At 60.9% G+C, this 18,613-nt stretch carries 16 protein-coding genes; 7 read left to right on the plus strand and 9 right to left on the minus strand.

The window, feature by feature from the left end; genetic code table 11:
- Nucleotides 1-16 precede the first annotated feature (16 nt).
- Entirely contained in the window at nucleotides 17-994 is a 978-nt protein-coding gene (locus ACTJK9_RS18010; protein ID WP_085612037.1) for an NADPH:quinone oxidoreductase family protein, read from the plus strand.
- Between the two features lie 51 nt (nucleotides 995-1,045).
- Here ACTJK9_RS18010 and ACTJK9_RS18015 read toward each other — a convergent pair whose 3' ends face one another.
- Nucleotides 1,046-1,654 (minus strand): energy transducer TonB, encoded by a 609-nt coding sequence (locus tag ACTJK9_RS18015; protein ID WP_440815208.1) that lies wholly within the window; start codon nucleotides 1,652-1,654, stop codon nucleotides 1,046-1,048.
- Between the two features lie 326 nt (nucleotides 1,655-1,980).
- Here ACTJK9_RS18015 and glpT point away from each other — a divergent pair, with 326 nt between their 5' ends.
- Nucleotides 1,981-3,330: a glycerol-3-phosphate transporter gene (gene glpT / locus ACTJK9_RS18020; RefSeq protein WP_011336481.1), complete on the plus strand. Its 1,350-nt coding sequence runs from the start codon at nucleotides 1,981-1,983 to the stop codon at nucleotides 3,328-3,330.
- Here glpT and ACTJK9_RS18025 read toward each other — a convergent pair.
- From ACTJK9_RS18025 to ACTJK9_RS18055, 7 genes are all read right to left on the minus strand, one after another.
- Nucleotides 3,306-3,974 (minus strand): gamma-glutamylcyclotransferase, encoded by a 669-nt coding sequence (locus ACTJK9_RS18025; protein WP_039765337.1) that lies wholly within the window; start codon nucleotides 3,972-3,974, stop codon nucleotides 3,306-3,308. The genes glpT and ACTJK9_RS18025 overlap by 25 nt on opposite strands.
- A 197-nt stretch (nucleotides 3,975-4,171) precedes the next feature.
- The gene (locus ACTJK9_RS18030) at nucleotides 4,172-5,140 is read right to left on the minus strand and encodes a CDP-6-deoxy-delta-3,4-glucoseen reductase (RefSeq protein ID WP_440815211.1); all 969 of its coding nucleotides are present in this window, start codon (nucleotides 5,138-5,140) and stop codon (nucleotides 4,172-4,174) included.
- Nucleotides 5,140-6,606 carry a 4-hydroxy-3-polyprenylbenzoate decarboxylase gene (ubiD, locus tag ACTJK9_RS18035; RefSeq protein ID WP_007951823.1) on the minus strand — a complete coding sequence of 489 codons (1,467 nt, stop codon included), beginning with the start codon at nucleotides 6,604-6,606 and terminating at the stop codon, nucleotides 5,140-5,142. Before ubiD ends, ACTJK9_RS18030 begins: the two co-directional genes overlap by 1 nt.
- 80 nt (nucleotides 6,607-6,686) lie before the next feature.
- Nucleotides 6,687-8,642 carry an acyltransferase family protein gene (locus tag ACTJK9_RS18040; protein WP_064600293.1) on the minus strand — a complete coding sequence of 652 codons (1,956 nt, stop codon included), beginning with the start codon at nucleotides 8,640-8,642 and terminating at the stop codon, nucleotides 6,687-6,689.
- Between the two features lie 135 nt (nucleotides 8,643-8,777).
- Nucleotides 8,778-10,037 carry a transcription termination factor Rho gene (gene rho, locus ACTJK9_RS18045; RefSeq protein WP_011336486.1) on the minus strand — a complete coding sequence of 420 codons (1,260 nt, stop codon included), beginning with the start codon at nucleotides 10,035-10,037 and terminating at the stop codon, nucleotides 8,778-8,780.
- A gap of 249 nt (nucleotides 10,038-10,286) precedes the next feature.
- Nucleotides 10,287-10,616 (minus strand): thioredoxin TrxA, encoded by a 330-nt coding sequence (trxA, locus tag ACTJK9_RS18050; protein WP_003206727.1) that lies wholly within the window; start codon nucleotides 10,614-10,616, stop codon nucleotides 10,287-10,289.
- A 120-nt stretch (nucleotides 10,617-10,736) separates the two neighbouring features.
- Nucleotides 10,737-11,444 (minus strand): FadR/GntR family transcriptional regulator, encoded by a 708-nt coding sequence (locus ACTJK9_RS18055; protein ID WP_039765330.1) that lies wholly within the window; start codon nucleotides 11,442-11,444, stop codon nucleotides 10,737-10,739.
- A 256-nt stretch (nucleotides 11,445-11,700) separates the two neighbouring features.
- Between ACTJK9_RS18055 and ACTJK9_RS18060 the strand changes: the two genes are divergently transcribed.
- The 5 genes from ACTJK9_RS18060 to ppx all read left to right on the plus strand — a co-directional run bounded on the left by ACTJK9_RS18060 (nucleotide 11,701) and on the right by ppx (nucleotide 16,310).
- Nucleotides 11,701-12,486 carry a transporter substrate-binding domain-containing protein gene (locus tag ACTJK9_RS18060; protein ID WP_011336488.1) on the plus strand — a complete coding sequence of 262 codons (786 nt, stop codon included), beginning with the start codon at nucleotides 11,701-11,703 and terminating at the stop codon, nucleotides 12,484-12,486.
- A gap of 21 nt (nucleotides 12,487-12,507) precedes the next feature.
- Nucleotides 12,508-13,188: an amino acid ABC transporter permease gene (locus ACTJK9_RS18065; RefSeq protein WP_039765327.1), complete on the plus strand. Its 681-nt coding sequence runs from the start codon at nucleotides 12,508-12,510 to the stop codon at nucleotides 13,186-13,188.
- Nucleotides 13,185-13,835, plus strand: a complete 651-nt coding sequence (locus ACTJK9_RS18070) for an amino acid ABC transporter permease (RefSeq protein WP_007951832.1) — start codon at nucleotides 13,185-13,187, stop codon at nucleotides 13,833-13,835. The genes ACTJK9_RS18065 and ACTJK9_RS18070 overlap by 4 nt, the downstream gene beginning before the upstream one ends.
- Nucleotides 13,822-14,559 (plus strand): amino acid ABC transporter ATP-binding protein, encoded by a 738-nt coding sequence (locus tag ACTJK9_RS18075; protein ID WP_440815217.1) that lies wholly within the window; start codon nucleotides 13,822-13,824, stop codon nucleotides 14,557-14,559. The genes ACTJK9_RS18070 and ACTJK9_RS18075 overlap by 14 nt, the downstream gene beginning before the upstream one ends.
- Nucleotides 14,560-14,807: 248 nt before the next feature.
- Nucleotides 14,808-16,310: an exopolyphosphatase gene (ppx, locus tag ACTJK9_RS18080; RefSeq protein ID WP_039765323.1), complete on the plus strand. Its 1,503-nt coding sequence runs from the start codon at nucleotides 14,808-14,810 to the stop codon at nucleotides 16,308-16,310.
- A gap of 66 nt (nucleotides 16,311-16,376) precedes the next feature.
- On the opposite strand, the gene ppk1 is transcribed toward ppx, so the two are convergent.
- Nucleotides 16,377-18,602 carry a polyphosphate kinase 1 gene (gene ppk1, locus ACTJK9_RS18085; protein ID WP_064600299.1) on the minus strand — a complete coding sequence of 742 codons (2,226 nt, stop codon included), beginning with the start codon at nucleotides 18,600-18,602 and terminating at the stop codon, nucleotides 16,377-16,379.
- Nucleotides 18,603-18,613: the final 11 nt, after the last annotated feature.

Below are 18,613 nucleotides of genomic sequence, written 5' to 3' on the forward strand. Positions count from 1 at the left end.
CAAAGGAATAGCCCTGATGAAAGCCGTGCTGTGCAAAGCCTTCGGCCCTGCCGAATCGCTGGTGCTGGAAGACGTCGCCAGTCCTGTCGCCAAGAAGAACGAAATCCTGCTGGACGTGCACGCCGCCGGGGTCAACTTCCCGGACACGCTGATCATCGAGGGCAAGTACCAGTTCAAACCGCCCTTCCCGTTCTCGCCGGGTGGCGAAGCCTCCGGCGTGGTCAGGGAAGTGGGTGAAAAGGTCAGCCACTTGAAGGTCGGTGACCGGGTCATGGCACTGACCGGCTGGGGCAGCTTCGCCGAGCAGGTCGCGGTGCCGGGCTACAACGTGCTGCCGATCCCGCCATCGATGGATTTCAACACCGCCGCCGCCTTCAGCATGACCTACGGCACGTCGATGCACGCCCTCAAGCAGCGCGGCAATCTGCAACCGGGCGAAACCCTGCTGGTACTCGGCGCTTCCGGCGGCGTTGGCCTGGCCGCCGTGGAAATCGGCAAAGCCATGGGCGCCCGGGTGATCGCCGCCGCCAGCAGCGCGGAAAAACTCTCGGTGGCCAAGGCTGCCGGTGCCGACGAACTGATCAACTACAGCGAAACCAGCCTCAAGGACGAGATCAAGCGCCTGACCGACGGCCAGGGCGCGGATGTGATCTACGACCCTGTCGGCGGCGACCTGTTCGACCAGGCCATCCGCGCCATCGCCTGGAACGGCCGCCTGCTGGTGGTCGGCTTCGCCAGCGGACGCATTCCCGAACTGCCGGTCAACCTCGCCCTGCTCAAGGGGGCGGCGGTGCTCGGCGTTTTCTGGGGCTCCTTCGCCCAGCGCCAGCCGCAGGACAACGCGGCGAATTTCCAGCAATTGTTCGGCTGGTTTGCCGAGGGCAAGCTCAAGCCGCTGGTGTCGCAGGTCTATCCGCTGGGCAATGCCGCGCAGGCGATCAATGATCTCGGGCAGCGCAAGGCCGTGGGCAAGGTGGTGGTCAGCGTGCGCTAAACAGAAAAAGCTGTCTGGTCATACACCTGACCAGACAGGCATGCGTTGTTCTCATAGAACCTTACGAATGTCTTCCGGCAGAAGGGTTACGTACTTAAGGCCTGGACTCTTTTGGCAACGCATCACAATGCCGGGAACACGCTTGTTCATTTTGGCTATCATCGCCAAACGTTGCTCCATTGGGATCTGCCTCTGGAAAAACGTACTTGCCAGATAGCCGCGCACGTAATGAAACGGTGCAGCATCCATCCAGGAATGTTTTGGGTAATGCGCCAGCAAACTGTTGAACTCACGACATTTGAGATCTTTTAGCCACAGGTTCACGCCGTCAGGAGAATCGAATCCGAACGTCATCGGCGCGATGATTTCCTGTTCTAGCGGGCGCTCTCCTTCAACAGTCCACGATTTAAAGCGCCATTGCGCCAGAGCGTTTTTCACCGCATCGGACAGTTCGGCATGATCGCTTTTCAAAATTCCGACCTTACTCACTGCGCCGTCCGCACTGACGATGAAGCTTACTTTGACTCCTCCGGTAAACCCGGCCCGTTGCAGTCCCGGCGGGTAGATGGGTTTCGGATTATGTTCCGGAATCAAGAACACTTCAGCCGCCCTGGAACTGGCGGCCACCAACAGCAAAATCAACAACACACACCACGGCATAACCCCTCCCCTTGCGACCCGAATGCCCGATCAGGCATCTGCGAAAAGGTTAAGGTGCCGCCAGCCAAAACAGAACGTCGTCGCTTCTGCGTTGGAAGCAGGACATTTCCTCGAGTTCTGCCCTACAACGCACTGGAACCCCGCAGGAAGACGCCGAGGTAACCTTTCCCACAACGCCCTGCACTTATATCTGAGCGACATGTTCATAAAGGAACGCGCGACATCCAACATTTCCACTGTTTTGCCGATGGGAAGCGGTGCTATTTTCGGTAACGAAACTGTAACATTCGCATCCGCAGTCAAAACAAGAAATCTGGAGCTCTTGAATGTTTGCTTTCTTTCGTCCTGCCGCACATCAGGCTCCATTGCCTGAAGAAAAAATCGACAGCACCTACCGACGCCTGCGTTGGCAGATCTTCGCCGGCATCTTCTTTGGCTATGCGGGTTATTACCTGTTGCGCAAGAACTTCTCGCTGGCAATGCCGTACCTGATCGACGAAGGCTACAGCCGTGGCGACCTGGGCCTGGCGATGTCAGCCATCGCCATCGCCTACGGTCTGTCCAAGTTCCTCATGGGCCTGGTGTCCGACCGCTCCAACCCGCGTTACTTCCTGCCGTTCGGCCTGCTGGTCTCGGCCGGGGTGATGTTCATTTTCGGTTTCGCGCCCTGGGCAACCTCCAGCGTGACCATGATGTTCATCCTGCTGTTTATCAACGGCTGGGCCCAGGGCATGGGCTGGCCGCCGAGCGGACGCACGATGGTGCACTGGTGGTCGCAGAAGGAACGTGGCGGCGTGGTGTCGGTGTGGAACGTGGCGCATAACGTCGGCGGCGGCCTGATCGGCCCGCTGTTCCTGATCGGCATGGGCCTGTTCAACGACTGGCACGCAGCGTTCTACGTCCCGGCTGCCGTCGCCCTGGCGGTAGCAGTGTTCGCTTTCGTGACCATGCGCGACACCCCGCAATCGGTCGGCCTGCCGCCGATCGAGAAGTACAAGAACGACTACCCGGAAGGCTACGACGCCAGCCACGAAGACGAATTCAGCGCCAAGGAAATCTTCGTCAAATACGTGCTGCGCAACAAAATGCTCTGGTACATCGCCATGGCCAACGTCTTCGTCTACCTGCTGCGCTACGGCGTGCTGGACTGGGCGCCGACCTACCTGAAGGAAGCCAAGGGTTTCACCGTGGATAAAACCTCGTGGGCCTATTTCTTCTACGAGTGGGCGGGGATTCCAGGCACGCTGCTGTGCGGATGGATGTCGGACAAGATCTTCCGTGGCAACCGCGGCCTGACCGGCATGGTGTTCATGGCATTGGTGACCGTGGCGACGCTGGTGTACTGGCTGAATCCGGCCGGTAACCCGACCATCGACATGATCGCTCTGTTCTCCATCGGCTTCCTGATCTATGGCCCGGTGATGCTGATCGGCCTGCAGGCGCTGGAACTGGCGCCGAAGAAAGCCGCCGGCACCGCTGCGGGCTTCACCGGTCTGTTCGGTTATCTGGGTGGTTCGGTCGCGGCCAGTGCAGCAATGGGCTACACCGTGGACCATTTCGGCTGGGATGGTGGTTTCGTGCTGCTGGTGGGCGCTTGCCTGCTGTCGATGGCCTTCCTGGCCCCGACCCTGTGGCACAAGCAAGTCGCCAGTCAGAGCCGCGAAGCAGTCGCCTGATCGGCCTTTGACTTACAGCGCTTGAGCCGCGCCTCCAGATTCCGGTCTGGCATGGCGTGGCTGCGCAGGGCGTGAGCGGTCTGCTCGACATAATCGCGAGTCGTGCCGTACCGCCCGCAAGCGCTTTCGAACACCTGGCTCAGCACATGATCTGGCAAGTTGCCGGCATAGCTGGGCAGGTGTCGCTCCAATACGAATCCCAGCGCCTGAACCTGGCTGCCATCTTCGAGTCGGCAGTTGAGCCAGTGTGGCCGATAGGACGGGAACGGCATTTCGCGCTTCCATAATGCATACAGCGCGCTGTCCAGATTGTCTTCCGGCAACCGGTAGGCGAAGCCGCTGCACGAGCCGCCACGATCCAGACCAAAGACCAGACCGGGCATTTCCGGCGTGCCGCGATGCTCGTGGGACCACAAGTACAAACCACGGTGATAGCCATGCACGCGCCCACGCACCCGCTCCACGGCTGTGCATTCCGGCCGCCAGATCAGCGAACCGTAGGCGAACAGCCACACCGGCCCGCCCTTGTGGCGTGCCATGGTCGATTGCATGGAAGCGAGAAGTTGTTCGTGCGTCAGCTGCGGCCCAAGATCGAGCCGCGGAGGGTAAGCCAGGTTCAGAAAAGCGTTTTCAATGGCGCTCATGGCGAATAGCGTTCAGCTCCCCGCGGGTGAAGAATTACTTAATAGAACGCACCGCTGTAACAATAAGGCACATATGTTTTAAGGCAATTTGAGTGCCATGGCACAGTTCTTAATTGATTGCCTGTTTGATATATAACCTACCGGCATTTATGCAATTACATAAATACCGATCGGCTATATGAAGAGTTATAACGAACTCAGGCGCGGGGTGCGTAAGCAAACACATCCGCACGCATCTGATGGGCATCCATCCCCGCTTCCACCAGCGCATCCAGCGTGCCGTAGACCATGGCCGGCGAGCCGCTGGCATAGACGTGCAGCGGCTTCAAATCGGGGAAATCCTCGCAGACGGCTTCGTGCAACATCCCGCAACGCCCTTCCCAGCCGCACTGGTCACTGACGACCTTGTGCAGGAATAGATTGGGCAACTTCAGCCATTCGTCCCAATGTTCGATTTCATAGAAGTCTTCCGGACGGCGCACGCCCCAATACAGGTGCACCGGGTGTTTGAAGCCCGTGGCCCGGCAATGTTCGATCAGGCTGTGGATCTGGCCCATGCCGGTGCCAGCGGCGATCAGCACCAGCGGCCCGTCCGGCAGTTCCGCCAGGTGGGTGTCGCCGAACGGCAGCTCGACCCGCACCATCGGGTTGCGCTTGAGCTGATCGATCAGGCTCAGCGCACTGGATTCGCGCGCCAGCACATGGATTTCCAGATCGCGACCGCCGTGGGGCGCCGAAGCCATGGAGAACGCCGACTTCTCGCCGTTCTCGCGCTCGATCATCAAATACTGGCCAGCGTGGTAGCGCGGCGGCTTGCCGGCCGGCGCCCGCAGCCGCACACGAAAGGTATCGCCACCGACGTCCCGGCATTCGATGACCTGACACGACACGCTGCGCACCGGCAGTTCTCCCAGCGCGAGCACGCCATCCCACAGCACGATGCAGTCTTCCAGCGGCTCCGCTATGCAAGTGTAGAACTCACCGTGGTCGTGCACCTTGCCGGCCTGTTCGACCCGGCCTTCCACCAGCAGCGCCGCACACACATGGCAATTGCCGTTGCGACAGCTTTGCGGGCATTCGTAGCCCAGGCGCCGCGCACCATCGAGAATCCGCTCTCCGGGCCATATCTCGAGCACCGCTCCGGAGGGCTGCAGGGTTACACGCATCAATCTATTCCTAACTGATTCCAGATGGCATCGATCCGTTGGGTGACGGCGTCATCCTTGACGATGACGCGGCCCCACTCGCGAGTGGTTTCGCCCGGCCACTTGTGGGTGGCGTCCAGGCCCATCTTCGAGCCGAGTCCCGACACCGGCGAGGCGAAGTCGAGGTAGTCGATCGGCGTGTTGTCGATCATCACTGTGTCGCGCTTGGGGTCCATGCGCGTGGTGATGGCCCAGATCACGTCGTTCCAGTCCCGCGCGTTGATGTCGTCGTCGGTGACAATAACGAACTTGGTGTACATGAACTGTCGCAAAAACGACCAGACACCCAGCATCACGCGCTTGGCGTGGCCCGGATACGACTTCTTCATCGTCACCACGGCCATGCGGTATGAGCAGCCTTCCGGCGGCAGGTAGAAATCGGTGATCTCCGGGAACTGCTTCTGCAGGATCGGCACGAACACTTCGTTCAGTGCCACGCCGAGAATCGCCGGCTCATCCGGCGGACGGCCGGTGTAGGTGCTGTGGTAGATCGGCTTGATCCGGTGAGTGATGCGCTCGACGGTGAACACCGGGAAGCTGTCGACTTCGTTGTAATAACCGGTGTGGTCGCCGTACGGGCCTTCGTCGGCCATCTCGCCCGGATGGATCACGCCTTCGAGGATGATTTCGGCAGTGGCCGGCACTTGCAGGTCGTTGCCGCGGCACTTCACCAGCTCCGTGCGGCTGTCACGCAGCAGGCCGGCGAAGGCGTATTCGGAGAGGCTGTCCGGGACCGGGGTGACCGCGCCGAGAATGGTCGCCGGATCCGCACCCAGGGCCACGGACACCGGGAACGGCTGGCCCGGATGCTTCTCGCACCACTCACGGAAATCCAGCGCACCGCCACGATGGCTGAGCCAGCGCATGATGACTTTGTTGCGGCCAATCACTTGCTGACGGTAGATGCCAAGGTTCTGCCGATCCTTGTTCGGACCTTTGGTGACCGTCAGGCCCCAGGTGATCAGCGGCGCCACGTCGCCCGGCCAGCAGGTCTGCACCGGCAGCATCGCCAGATCGACGTCGTCGCCTTCGATGACCACTTCCTGGCAAGGTGCGTCTTTGACGACTTTCGGCGCCATCGCGATGATCTTGCGGAAGATCGGCAGCTTCGACCACGCGTCCTTCAAGCCCTTCGGCGGCTCCGGCTCCTTGAGAAACGCCAGCAGCTTGCCGATTTCGCGCAGTTCGCTGACCGACTCGGCGCCCATGCCCATGGCGACCCGCTCGGGCGTGCCGAACAGGTTGCCGAGCACCGGGATGTCGTAACCGGTCGGCTTCTCGAACAGCAGCGCCGGGCCCTTGGCCCGCAGCGTGCGGTCGCACACCTCGGTCATTTCCAGCACCGGCGAAACGGGAATCTGGATGCGTTTCAACTCTCCGCGCTGCTCAAGCTGCTGCACGAAATCCCGAAGATCCTTGAATTTCATTGACGATGGCACCCTCAAAATAGGCGTACATCCTACCTGCTCTGACGGGCAAACAGCAGCCCGTCAGCATCAGGCCTCGCTCAATTGTGGCTCGTCCCCAGCAGCAGAGGTGCAAACAGCGGGCTCAGCCGGGAGCTCCCCGCGTCCGAAAGATGATCCTCATCCTTGTACTGCGAATGGCCGTTGACCTCGATGCCGCAGACGCCATTGCCGCACATCAGCGGCGTTGGATCGATCACGTGCACACCCGGATCAGCGGCGCTCATGGAGTCGAACAGGCTGCTGAGGAAATGCTGGCGCGCCAGATGTTCCTCAAGCGGACGACCCAGCCCTTCGGCGGACCTTCCGATCCGCGCCAGGCTGGTCAAGCGGTTGATGGTGCCTTTGCGTTGCAGCGGCACCTCCTTGAACAGCCAGACTTGCGCCCCCGTTGCCCTCAATGCGGCAACTCGCGCTTTCAGCGCTGCGGCCATGCGTTGCTCGGCCTGGACGGTATCGTCTTGCGAATTGAGCAGCACCTTCTTATCGCCGTCTTCGCGGCCATACACGTAAAGGCTCCAGTTGGACGCCAGCACCACATCCTTGATGCCGAGGCTGCGCACACGTTCCATGGTCTGTTCGTTGAAATCCTTGCAGCGCTGACGCGGGTCGTCGCTGAGAATCGGCGGGCAAGCGCTCATGCTGTACAGCCAAACCGGACGCCCCTCGCGACGGGCATTATTCTCGATGGCCGGCAGCAAGGCGGCGGCGTGGCTGTCGCCCCAGAACAATTGAGTGGCCGGAACATCCTCGTTGCCACCCACCAGACAGGCCTTGTCCAGCTCTTTATCCTGAGTCACCAGCATGCATTTCATCTGCCCTGCATGCCACTCACGGGACTGTGCATACTCCAGCGCTTTACCGGTCAGACGCTGAGGGACACCGTCGGCGGAACGGATCGCCGACCCCGTCGCCACGAGTGCAACGATGGCGGCCAGACCGCCTGCCAGCACTGCATTACGCGAGGCGAGCAAGCGTTTTTCGCGAAACGGCAGCTCGATATAGCGCAGACTCAGCCAGGCCAGGCCCAGCGCCAAGGCTATCCAGCCGATTGCCTCAACAGGCTGAATGCCATCGATGGAAATCGCGTTGGCGTAGACAAACACCGGCCAATGCCAAAGATAGAGCGAATACGAAAGCAAGCCGACCCAGACCAACGGCCGCAGACTCAAGAGCCGCCCGGTGAGGCTCGCACCTTGCGCGCCCGACCAGATCAGCGCCGTCGTCCCCAGCACCGGCAACAAGGCTGCCCAGCCCGGAAACACGGTGGATTTGTCAAAAGTGAACACCGCGACCAGCACTGCCGCCAGACCGGCCAGCCCCACGGCCTGATACAACCACGGACGCACCGCCTGCTTCGGCGCCGGAATTACCGCGAGCATCGCGCCGCAGAGCAACTCCCAGGCCCGGGTAGGCAGCGAGAAGAAGGTGAATTCCGGCTTGTGTTCGATGTTGGCGATGTTCAAGCCGAACGATACCAGCAACACGGCGAACAGCATCCAGCGCCAATGGCGGAAATAGCGGATCAGCACCGCCATCAACAGCGGAAAGAAGATGTAGTACTGCTCTTCCACCGCCAGCGACCAGGTATGCAGCAGCGGCTTCAGATCCGAGGCTGGCTGGAAGTAGCCGTCCTCGCGCATGAACAGAATGTTGGAGATGAACAGCGACTGATAGCGCACTGTTCGCCCGAGTTCGGCGAAGTCCTTGGCCGTCAGCAGCAACCAGCCCAATGCCAGCGTCACCAGCATGACCACGCTCAGGGCAGGAATGATGCGGCGGGCACGGCGTGCCCAGAAATCAATGAAGCTGAAGCGCTGAGCGCTGATTTCGCGGAACAGGATCGTTGTGATCAGGAAGCCGGAAATGACGAAAAAAACGTCAACCCCGACAAAGCCGCCACTGAATGTACTGAATCCGAAATGAAACAGTACGACGGGAATAACCGCCAGAGCTCGTAATCCGTCGATATCACGGCGATTGCCAAACGTGTGCATGACCTTTCTCGTTTCTGGATACAGAGTCCTTGGAAAGCGCGAAAGTTATCAGCCACGTGCATTTCAATCCAGATACAAATAATCCGTCGCGAAAAAAAAGCGCCCTTATGGGGCGCTTTTTCAAACAACAGCGTATTACTTGCGCTTCATCGACAGGAAGAACTCGTCGTTGGTCTTGGTCGTCTTCAGCTTGTCGACCAGGAACTCGATGGCCGCTACTTCGTCCATCGGGTGCAGCAGTTTGCGCAGGATCCACATACGCTGCAGCTCATCGTCGGCAGTCAGCAGCTCTTCGCGACGAGTACCGGACTTGTTGATGTTGATCGCCGGGAACACACGCTTCTCGGCGATACGACGGTCCAGCGGCAGCTCCATGTTGCCGGTGCCCTTGAACTCTTCGTAGATCACTTCGTCCATCTTCGAGCCGGTTTCAACCAGCGCGGTGGCGATGATGGTCAGCGAGCCGCCTTCTTCGATGTTGCGCGCGGCGCCGAAGAAACGCTTCGGTTTCTCCAGGGCGTGGGCATCGACACCACCGGTCAGCACCTTGCCGGAGCTCGGAATCACGGTGTTGTAGGCACGGGCCAGACGGGTGATGGAGTCGAGCAGGATCACCACGTCCTTCTTGTGCTCGACCAGGCGCTTGGCCTTCTCGATCACCATTTCAGCCACTTGCACGTGACGGGTCGGTGGCTCGTCGAAAGTCGAGGCAACCACTTCGCCGCGCACGGTGCGCTGCATTTCGGTCACTTCTTCCGGACGCTCGTCGATCAACAGCACGATCAGGTGAACTTCAGGATTGTTACGGGCGATGTTCGCTGCAATGTTCTGCAGCATGATCGTTTTACCGGCTTTCGGCGGTGCAACGATCAGACCACGCTGGCCTTTGCCGATCGGAGCGCACAGGTCGATCACACGACCGGTCAGGTCTTCGGTGGAACCGTTGCCGGCTTCCATCTTCATGCGCACGGTCGGGAACAGCGGGGTCAGGTTCTCGAAGAGAATCTTGTTCTTCGCGTTCTCAGGACGATCGAAGTTGATCGTGTCGACCTTGAGCAGGGCGAAATAACGCTCGCCTTCCTTCGGAGGGCGGATCTTGCCAACGATGGTGTCACCGGTGCGCAAGTTGAAACGGCGGATCTGGCTCGGCGAGACGTAGATGTCGTCAGGACCGGCGAGGTAGGAAGCGTCAGCGGAGCGCAGGAAGCCGAAGCCGTCCTGGAGAATCTCCAGCACGCCATCACCGGAGATTTCCTCACCGCTTTTAGCGTGCTTTTTCAGCAGGGAGAAAATCACGTCCTGCTTGCGCGAACGGGCCATATTTTCTATGCCCATCTGTTCGGCCAATTCGAGCAGTTCGGTAATCGGCTTTTGCTTGAGTTCAGTCAGATTCATATAGGAATGACGTAATCATTTATGGAGGGGGGGGAAATTAAGCTTTTGGCTTAATGAGGCCGCGCCGCGGAGAGGCGACAGGATCGCGTACTTATTCGAAAAGGAGTGCGTCGGCGACGGCTAGCAGGGGGCAGTGGAGAAACCAGTGCGGGGCCGAATGTACCACCTGAGTTTCGGAGCGTCTAGCCCTGAATACGCAAAAAGCCCCGCAATTTGCGGGGCTTTTTGAGGACGACTTTACCGCGACGCTTAGATGTTGGCGTCGAGGAAAGCAGCCAGTTGCGACTTCGACAGAGCGCCGACCTTGGTCGCTTCCACGTTGCCGTTCTTGAACAGCATCAGGGTCGGAATACCACGTACGCCGTGCTTGGCAGGGGTTTCCTGGTTTTCGTCGATGTTCAGTTTGGCAACGGTCAGCTTGCCTTTGTAAGTCTCTGCAATCTCGTCCAGAACCGGAGCGATCATTTTGCAAGGGCCGCACCATTCAGCCCAGTAGTCGACCAGGACAGCGCCTTCGGCCTTGAGTACGTCGGCTTCGAAGCTAGCGTCGCTAACGTGTTTGATCAGATCGCTGCTCATGGAATTCTCCAGGTTGTAAGCAAAAAAACGTGGCCCATCATAGCCGCCCTTCCCTTGTTCAGGAAGCCGCACATGATTGAGTCTTGCTATGGCACTCGATGAATTTGGGTATAGCTCAAGTCAAGCGCCGGCGGGGGCGATGAAGGCGATTCCGGTACGCAGGGCTGCGTTGCGCACGTGCTCCTGCATGGCTTTCTGCGCGGCGGCGGACGCCCGACGGGCCAGGGCGCGGAGGATCTTGCGGTGTTCCTGCCAGGTTTCCATGGCCCGCTCGGCGCGGATGAACGGTAGTTTCTGGCTCTCCAGAAAGATGTCGGCGCTGGCGGTGAGGATGCTCAGCATCGCCTGATTGCCGCTGGCCAGGAGGATCCGCCGGTGGAATTCGAAATCCAGTTTCGCCGCAGCCTCGAAGTCGCCGGCGCGCAGTTGCTCGCGCATGGCGGCGACGTTGTCTTCCAGTTCGTCCAGATCAAACGTGCTCAACGTCACCGCCGCCAGACCGGCCGCAAACCCTTCCAGCGCATAGCGCAACTGAAAGATTTCCAGCGGCGAAGCCTGGGCGGCGAACGGCCAGGCCGGTGCGCCCTCGCCACGAGGCAACTCGACCGGCGCCTGCACGAACACGCCTTTGCCCGGTTGAATGCTGACCACACCCAGCGCACTCAAGGACGACAACGCCTCACGCAACGAGGCGCGGCTGACGCCCAGCTGAACCGCCAGATCCCGCTGCGAGGGCAACGCATCGCCGGGGCCGAAGCCCTGCTCGGTAATCAGTTTGCGGATCGCTTGCAGCGCCACTTCGGGTACGGCGCGGGAGATCGAGTTCATGGTTTTCCAGACGGACCAGGCCAAGGTGCGGCCAGTTGTAAAGCTATTCGAGGCATCAGGCAAGTCGTGCCCCAGCGGGGTTCGACGGTGCGCGTCGATGCGCTATCGCAGTGCGAAATCCGACCTGACTGTTCAGACCAGTAAGACCGAACAAACCCGCCAAACCCGTGGCTTTGCGACGCCAACCCCCTGTCTTGGCACGGCCCGTGCTCTGTCCGATCGCAGAATTCACTTCCCGCCGATCCGGAGATTGTCCATGACGAAGCGTTACAGCGCCCTCCTCGCCGCCCTGTTTGCCGGTCTGATGTTGAGCCAGGCCCCCGCCCATGCCGACGGTCTGGATGACGTGGTCAAGCGCGGCACCTTGAAAGTCGCCGTGCCCCAGGACTTCCCGCCGTTCGGTTCGGTCGGCCCGGACATGAAGCCGCGCGGCCTCGATATCGACACCGCGAAACTGCTGGCCGAGCAGCTCAAGGTCAAACTCGAACTGACCCCGGTCAACAGCACCAACCGCATTCCGTTCCTGACCACCGGCAAGGTCGACCTGGTGATTTCCAGCCTCGGCAAGAACCCCGAGCGCGAGAAGGTCATCGATTTCTCCCGCGCCTATGCGCCGTTCTACCTCGCCGTGTTCGGCCCGCCGGACGCAGCGGTCAGCACCCTCGACGATCTCAAGGGCAAAACCATCAGCGTCACCCGTGGCGCCATCGAAGATATCGAGCTGACCAAGGTCGCCCCCGAAGGCGTGACCATCAAGCGCTTCGAAGACAACAACTCGACCATCGCCGCCTACCTCGCAGGTCAGGTCGACCTGATCGCCAGCGGCAACGTGGTGATGGTCGCAATCAGCGAAAAGAACCCGAAACGCGTCCCCGCGCTGAAAGTGAAGCTCAAGGATTCGCCGGTCTACGTCGGCGTGAACAAGAACGAGCCGGCGCTGCTGGGCAAGGTCAACGAGATCCTGACCACCGCCAAGGCTGACGGCGCGCTGGAAAAGAACGCGCAGACCTGGCTCAAAGAGCCGCTGCCGGCCGACCTCTGACCGGCGACGCGGGAGACCTTCATGGCCTATCAGTTCGATTTTTTGCCGGTGGTGGAAAACACCGACCTGCTCTTGCGCGGGGCGCTGTTCACCCTTGAGCTGACGGCCATCGGCGCACTCTTCGGGGTTGGCGTGGGCATCGTCGGGGCGCTGGTGCGGGCGTGGAACATCCGCCCGTTCTCGGCGATCTTCGGCGTGTATGTGGAGTTGATCCGCAACACGCCGTTTCTGGTGCAGTTGTTCTTCATCTTCTTCGGCCTGCCGTCCCTCGGCGTGCAGATTTCCGAGTGGCAGGCGGCGGTGCTGGCGATGGTGATCAACCTCGGTGCGTACTCGACCGAAATCATCCGCGCCGGTATCCAGGCGATTCCGCGCGGGCAGCTGGAAGCCGCAGCGGCATTGGCGATGAGCCGTTTCGAAGCGTTCCGCCACGTGGTGCTGTTGCCGGCGCTGGGCAAGGTCTGGCCGGCGCTGAGCAGCCAGATCATCATCGTCATGCTCGGTTCGGCGGTGTGTTCGCAGATTGCCACCGAAGAATTGAGCTTCGCCGCCAACTTCATTCAATCGCGCAACTTCCGCGCCTTTGAAACCTACGCCCTGACCACCCTCATCTATCTGTGCATGGCGCTGCTGATCCGTCAGCTGTTGAACTGGCTCGGTCGGCGTTATCTGTCTAAAAGCAGCGCAAGGAGCAGCCAATGAGCGACTTCACGTTCTGGGACATCCTGCGCAATCTGCTGACCGGCCTGCAATGGACGCTGGCGCTGTCGCTGGTGGCGTTCATCGGCGGCGGTATCGTCGGGTTGCTGATCCTGATCATGCGCATCTCGAAAAACCCGCTGCCCAGCAGCATCGCCCGCACCTGGATCGAACTGTTCCAGGGCACGCCGCTGTTGATGCAGCTGTTTCTGGTGTTCTTCGGCGTGGCCCTGGCCGGTGTGGAAATTTCGCCGTGGATGGCGGCGGCGATTGCCCTGACCCTGTTCACCAGCGCTTATCTGGCGGAGATCTGGCGCGGCTGCGTCGAGGCGATTCCCAATGGTCAGTGGGAAGCTTCGTCGAGCCTGGCGCTCAATCCGCTGGAGCAACTGCGCTACGTGATCCTGCCGCAAGCGCTGCGGATTGCCGTGGCGCCGACCGTGGGCTTCTCGGTGCAAGTGGTCAAGGGAACCGCGGTGACCTCGATCATCGGCTTCACCGAGCTGACCAAGACCGGCGGCATGCTCGCCAACGCCACTTTCGAACCGTTCATGGTCTACGGCCTCGTTGCCTTGGGCTACTTCCTGCTCTGCTACCCCCTGTCCCTCAGTGCGCGCTACCTGGAAAGGAGACTGCATGCCTCTGCTTAGAATTTCTGCCCTGCATAAATATTACGGCGATCACCACGTACTCAAAGGCATCGACCTGAGCGTCGAGGAAGGTCAGGTGGTGGCGATCATCGGCCGCAGCGGCTCAGGCAAGTCCACCCTGCTGCGCACCCTCAACGGTCTGGAGTCGATCAACGACGGTGTGATCGAAGTTGACGGCGAATACCTCGACGCCGCCCGCGCCGACCTGCGCAGCCTGCGGCAGAAAGTCGGCATGGTGTTTCAGCAGTTCAACCTGTTTCCGCACCTGACGGTGGGTGAAAACGTGATGCTCGCGCCGCAGGTGGTGCAGAAAGTGCCCAAGGCCAAGGCACAAGAACTGGCGCGACAGATGCTGGAGCGTGTGGGCCTGGGCGAGAAATTCGACGCCTTCCCGGAACGGCTCTCCGGCGGCCAGCAACAGCGCGTGGCGATTGCCCGGGCGCTCGCGATGTCGCCCAAGGTGCTGCTGTGTGACGAGATCACCTCGGCGCTGGACCCCGAGCTGGTCAACGAAGTGCTCAGCGTGGTCCGCCAGCTCGCGAAGGAAGGCATGACCCCCATCATGGTCACCCACGAAATGCGCTTCGCCCGGGAGGTCGGGGACAAACTGGTGTTCATGCATCAGGGCAAGGTGCACGAGGTGGGGGACCCGAAAGTGCTGTTTGCCGATCCGCAGACGCCGGAGCTGGCGAATTTCATTGGTACCGTCGAGGCGACTGCCTGAAGGATTTTCAGGGAATTTTCTGACCTCATCGTCGGATCGCCGCCCGGACCAAGCCCGCTCCCACAGGGTTCTCTAGCGGGATACGGTTTTGTGTTCGACACAAAACCTGTGGGAGCGGGCTTGCCCGCGAATGGCCGCGCCGCGGTCTTGAGACTTTATGCGCTGAATCAAGGGTTTGAACCATGCGCGTTGGCGGCAGCGTTTGATCGTGGCACGATGTCGGGGTTATCGACCGAGACCCCCAGACCATGCCGCAATCCCAAGCCAAGAATCTGTCCCTGATCGCCGCGATCGACCTGGGCTCCAACAGCTTCCATATGGTCGTGGCCAAGGCCCAGAACGGCGAAATCCGTATTCTCGAACGGCTCGGAGAAAAGGTTCAGCTGGCCGCTGGCATCGACGATGAGCGTCAGCTCAACGAAGAATCCATGCAGCGCGGGCTCGACTGCCTCAAGCGCTTTGCCCAACTGATCAACGGCATGCCACTGGGCGCCGTGCGGATCGTCGGCACGAACGCCCTGCGTGAGGCGCGCAACCGTGGCGAATTCATCCGCCGCGCCGAAGAAATCCTCGGCCATCCGGTGGAAGTCATCTCCGGCCGTGAAGAGGCCCGCCTGATCTACCTCGGCGTGTCCCACACCCTCGCCGACACCCCGGGCAAACGCCTGGTCGCCGACATCGGCGGCGGCAGTACCGAATTCATCATCGGCCAGCGTTTCGAACCGCTGCTGCGCGAAAGCCTGCAAATGGGTTGCGTGAGTTTCACCCAGCGCTACTTCAAGGACGGCAAGATCACCCCGGCCCGCTACGCCCAGGCGTACACGGCGGCGCGCCTGGAGATCATGAGCATCGAACATGCGTTGCACCGCCTGACCTGGGATGAAGCCATCGGTTCCTCGGGCACCATCCGCGCCATCGGTCTGGCGCTGAAGGCCGGCGGTCATGGCACCGGCGAGGTGAATGCCGAAGGCCTGGCGTGGCTCAAGCGCCGCCTGTTCAAGCTCGGCGATGTCGACAAGATCGATTTCGAAGGCATCAAGCCGGATCGTCGGGCGATCTTCCCGGCCGGTCTGGCGATTCTCGAAGCGATCTTCGACGCCCTCGAACTGCAACGCATGGACCACTGCGAAGGCGCGCTGCGTGAAGGCGTGCTCTACGACCTGCTCGGCCGCCATCACCACGAAGACGTGCGCGAACGCACCCTGACCTCGCTGATGGAGCGCTACCACGTCGATCAGGAACAGGCCGCACGGGTCGAGCGCAAAGCCTTGCACGCCTTCGATCAAGTGGCCGTGGATTGGGAGCTGGACGACGGCATCTGGCGCGAACTGCTGGGCTGGGCGGCGAAAGTGCACGAAGTCGGGCTCGACATCGCGCACTATCACTACCACAAACACGGCGCCTACCTGATCGAGCACTCGGACCTCGCCGGGTTCTCCCGCGAAGACCAGCAAATGCTCGCCCTGCTGGTGCGCGGCCACCGTCGCAACATCCCCAAGGACAAGTTCGCCGAGTTCGGCGACGACGGCGACAAGCTGATTCGCCTGTGCGTGCTGCTGCGTTTCGCCATCCTGTTCCACCACATCCGTGGCACCCAGGCGATGCCGCAAGTGACGCTGCATGCAAATGGCAACCACCTCGACGTGGAATTCCCGGAGAACTGGCTGGATGAAAATCAGCTGACCCAGGCGGATTTCGGGCTTGAGGCGGAGTGGCTGACGCGGGTGGGGATTGTCCTGACCGTTCATTGAGTAACGGGCAGGCACAAAAAAGGCGATCCGGATGGATCGCCTTTTTCATGGCTATGAAACCTGCGGTCAGCTGCTCACCGGCAGAATCGGGCTGCCCAACCGCTCCAGCAACGTCGCCTGCGCACTGCGCGGGTTCTGGTTGCCGGTCGGCGTGTTGCGGATGTAGCGACCGTCCGATTGCAGGCTCCAGCTGTGGGTGTTGTCGGTCAGGTACAGCTCCAGCTCTTTCTTGACCCGGGTCAGCAGCTTCTTGCCTTCCACCGGGAAGCAGGTCTCGACGCGCTTGTCGAGGTTGCGCTCCATCCAGTCGGCGCTGGAGAGGAACATCTGCTCCTCGCCACCGTTGAGGAAGTAGAACACTCGGGTGTGCTCAAGGAAGCGACCGATGATCGAGCGCACGTGGATGTTGTGCGAAACCCCGGCGATGCCTGGACGCAGGCAGCACATGCCGCGCACCACCAGATCGATGCGCACGCCGGACTGGCTGGCCTTGTACAGCGCGCGGATGATCTTCGGATCGGTCAGCGAGTTGAACTTGGCGATGATGTGCGCCGGTTTACCGTCGAGCGCGAATTGCGTCTCGCGGGTGATCATGTCGAGCATGCCCTTCTTCAGGGTGAACGGCGCATGCAGCAGCTTCTTCATACGCAGCGTCTTGCCCATGCCGATCAACTGACTGAACAGTTTGCCGACGTCTTCGCACAAGGCGTCGTCGGAGGTCAGCAGGCTGTAGTCGGTGTACAGACGGGCGTTGCCTGCGTGGTAGTTACCGGTGCCGAGGTGCGCGTAACGCACGATCTCACCGGCCTCGCGGCGCAGGATCAGCATCATCTTGGCGTGAGTCTTGAAGCCGACCACGCCGTAGATCACCACCGCGCCCGCCGCTTGCAGACGGCTGGCCAGTTGCAGGTTGGACTCTTCGTCGAAGCGTGCTCGCAGCTCGATGACCGCCGTCACTTCCTTGCCGTTACGCGCGGCGTCCACCAGCGCATCGACGATTTCCGAGTTGGCGCCGGAGCGGTACAGGGTCTGGCGCACGGCCAGAACGTGCGGGTCCTTGGCGGCCTGGCGCAACAGGTCGACCACCGGGGTGAACGACTCGAACGGGTGCAACAGCAGGATGTCCTGCTTGCTGATCACGCTGAAAATGTTCTCGCTGTTTTGCAGCAGTTTCGGGATCTGCGGCGTGAACGGCGTGTATTGCAGCTCCGGATGGCTGTCCAGGCCGGTGATGCTGAACAGACGCGTCAGGTTCACCGGACCGTTGACCTGATACAGCTCGGTCTCGCTCAGGTTGAACTGCTTGAGCAGGTAGTCCGACAGGTGTTTCGGGCAGGTGTCGGCGACTTCCAGGCGCACGGCGTCACCGTAACGACGGGAGAACAACTCGCCACGCAGGGCGCGGGCCAGGTCTTCGACGTCTTCGGAATCGAGCGCCAGGTCGGCGTTTCGGGTAAGGCGGAACTGGTAGCAGCCTTTTACCTTCATGCCCTGGAACAGGTCATCGGCGTGGGCGTGGATCATCGACGACAGGAACACATAGTTGTCGCCAGGGCCGCCGACTTCTTCCGGCACCTTGATGATTCGCGGCAACAGGCGCGGTGCCGGGATGATCGCCAGACCGGAATCGCGACCGAAGGCGTCGATACCTTCGAGCTCGACGATGAAGTTCAGGCTCTTGTTCACCAGCAACGGGAACGGGTGCGTCGGGTCGAGGCCGATCGGAGTGATGATCGGCGCGATCTCGTCGCGGAAATAGCGGCGGACCCAGGTTTTGATCTTGGTCGTCCAGTGGCGACGACGGATGAAACGCACCTGATGCTTTTCCAGCTCCGGGAGCAGGATGTCGTTGAGGATCGCGTACTGGCGATCTACGTGACCGTGCACCAGCTCGCTGATCCGGGCCAGGGCCTGGTGCGGTTGCAGGCCGTCGGCGCCGGCCTGTTCACGGGCGAAGGTGATTTGTTTCTTGAGGCCGGCGACGCGGATTTCGAAGAATTCGTCGAGGTTGCTGGAGAAGATCAGCAGGAACTTCAGCCGCTCCAGCAACGGGTAGGACTCGTCCAGCGCCTGTTCCAGCACGCGGATGTTGAACTGCAGTTGCGACAATTCACGGTGGATGTACAGGCTGCTGTCATCCAGGCCGGGAATCGCGATCGCCGGCACCGCCGCGGCGGGCTCGGTTGCCGGCGCGGGTGGCGCAGGCTCCAGTTCCGGCGGGGTTTCGGTAATCTGCTCGACCACGGGTTGAGCTTCTTTTACGGCAACTTCAGTGAGTCCTTCGGTATTCATCGAATGTTCCT

Source organism: Pseudomonas sp. 22082 (assembly GCF_052046055.1).
Taxonomy (GTDB): domain Bacteria; phylum Pseudomonadota; class Gammaproteobacteria; order Pseudomonadales; family Pseudomonadaceae; genus Aquipseudomonas; species Aquipseudomonas pharyngis.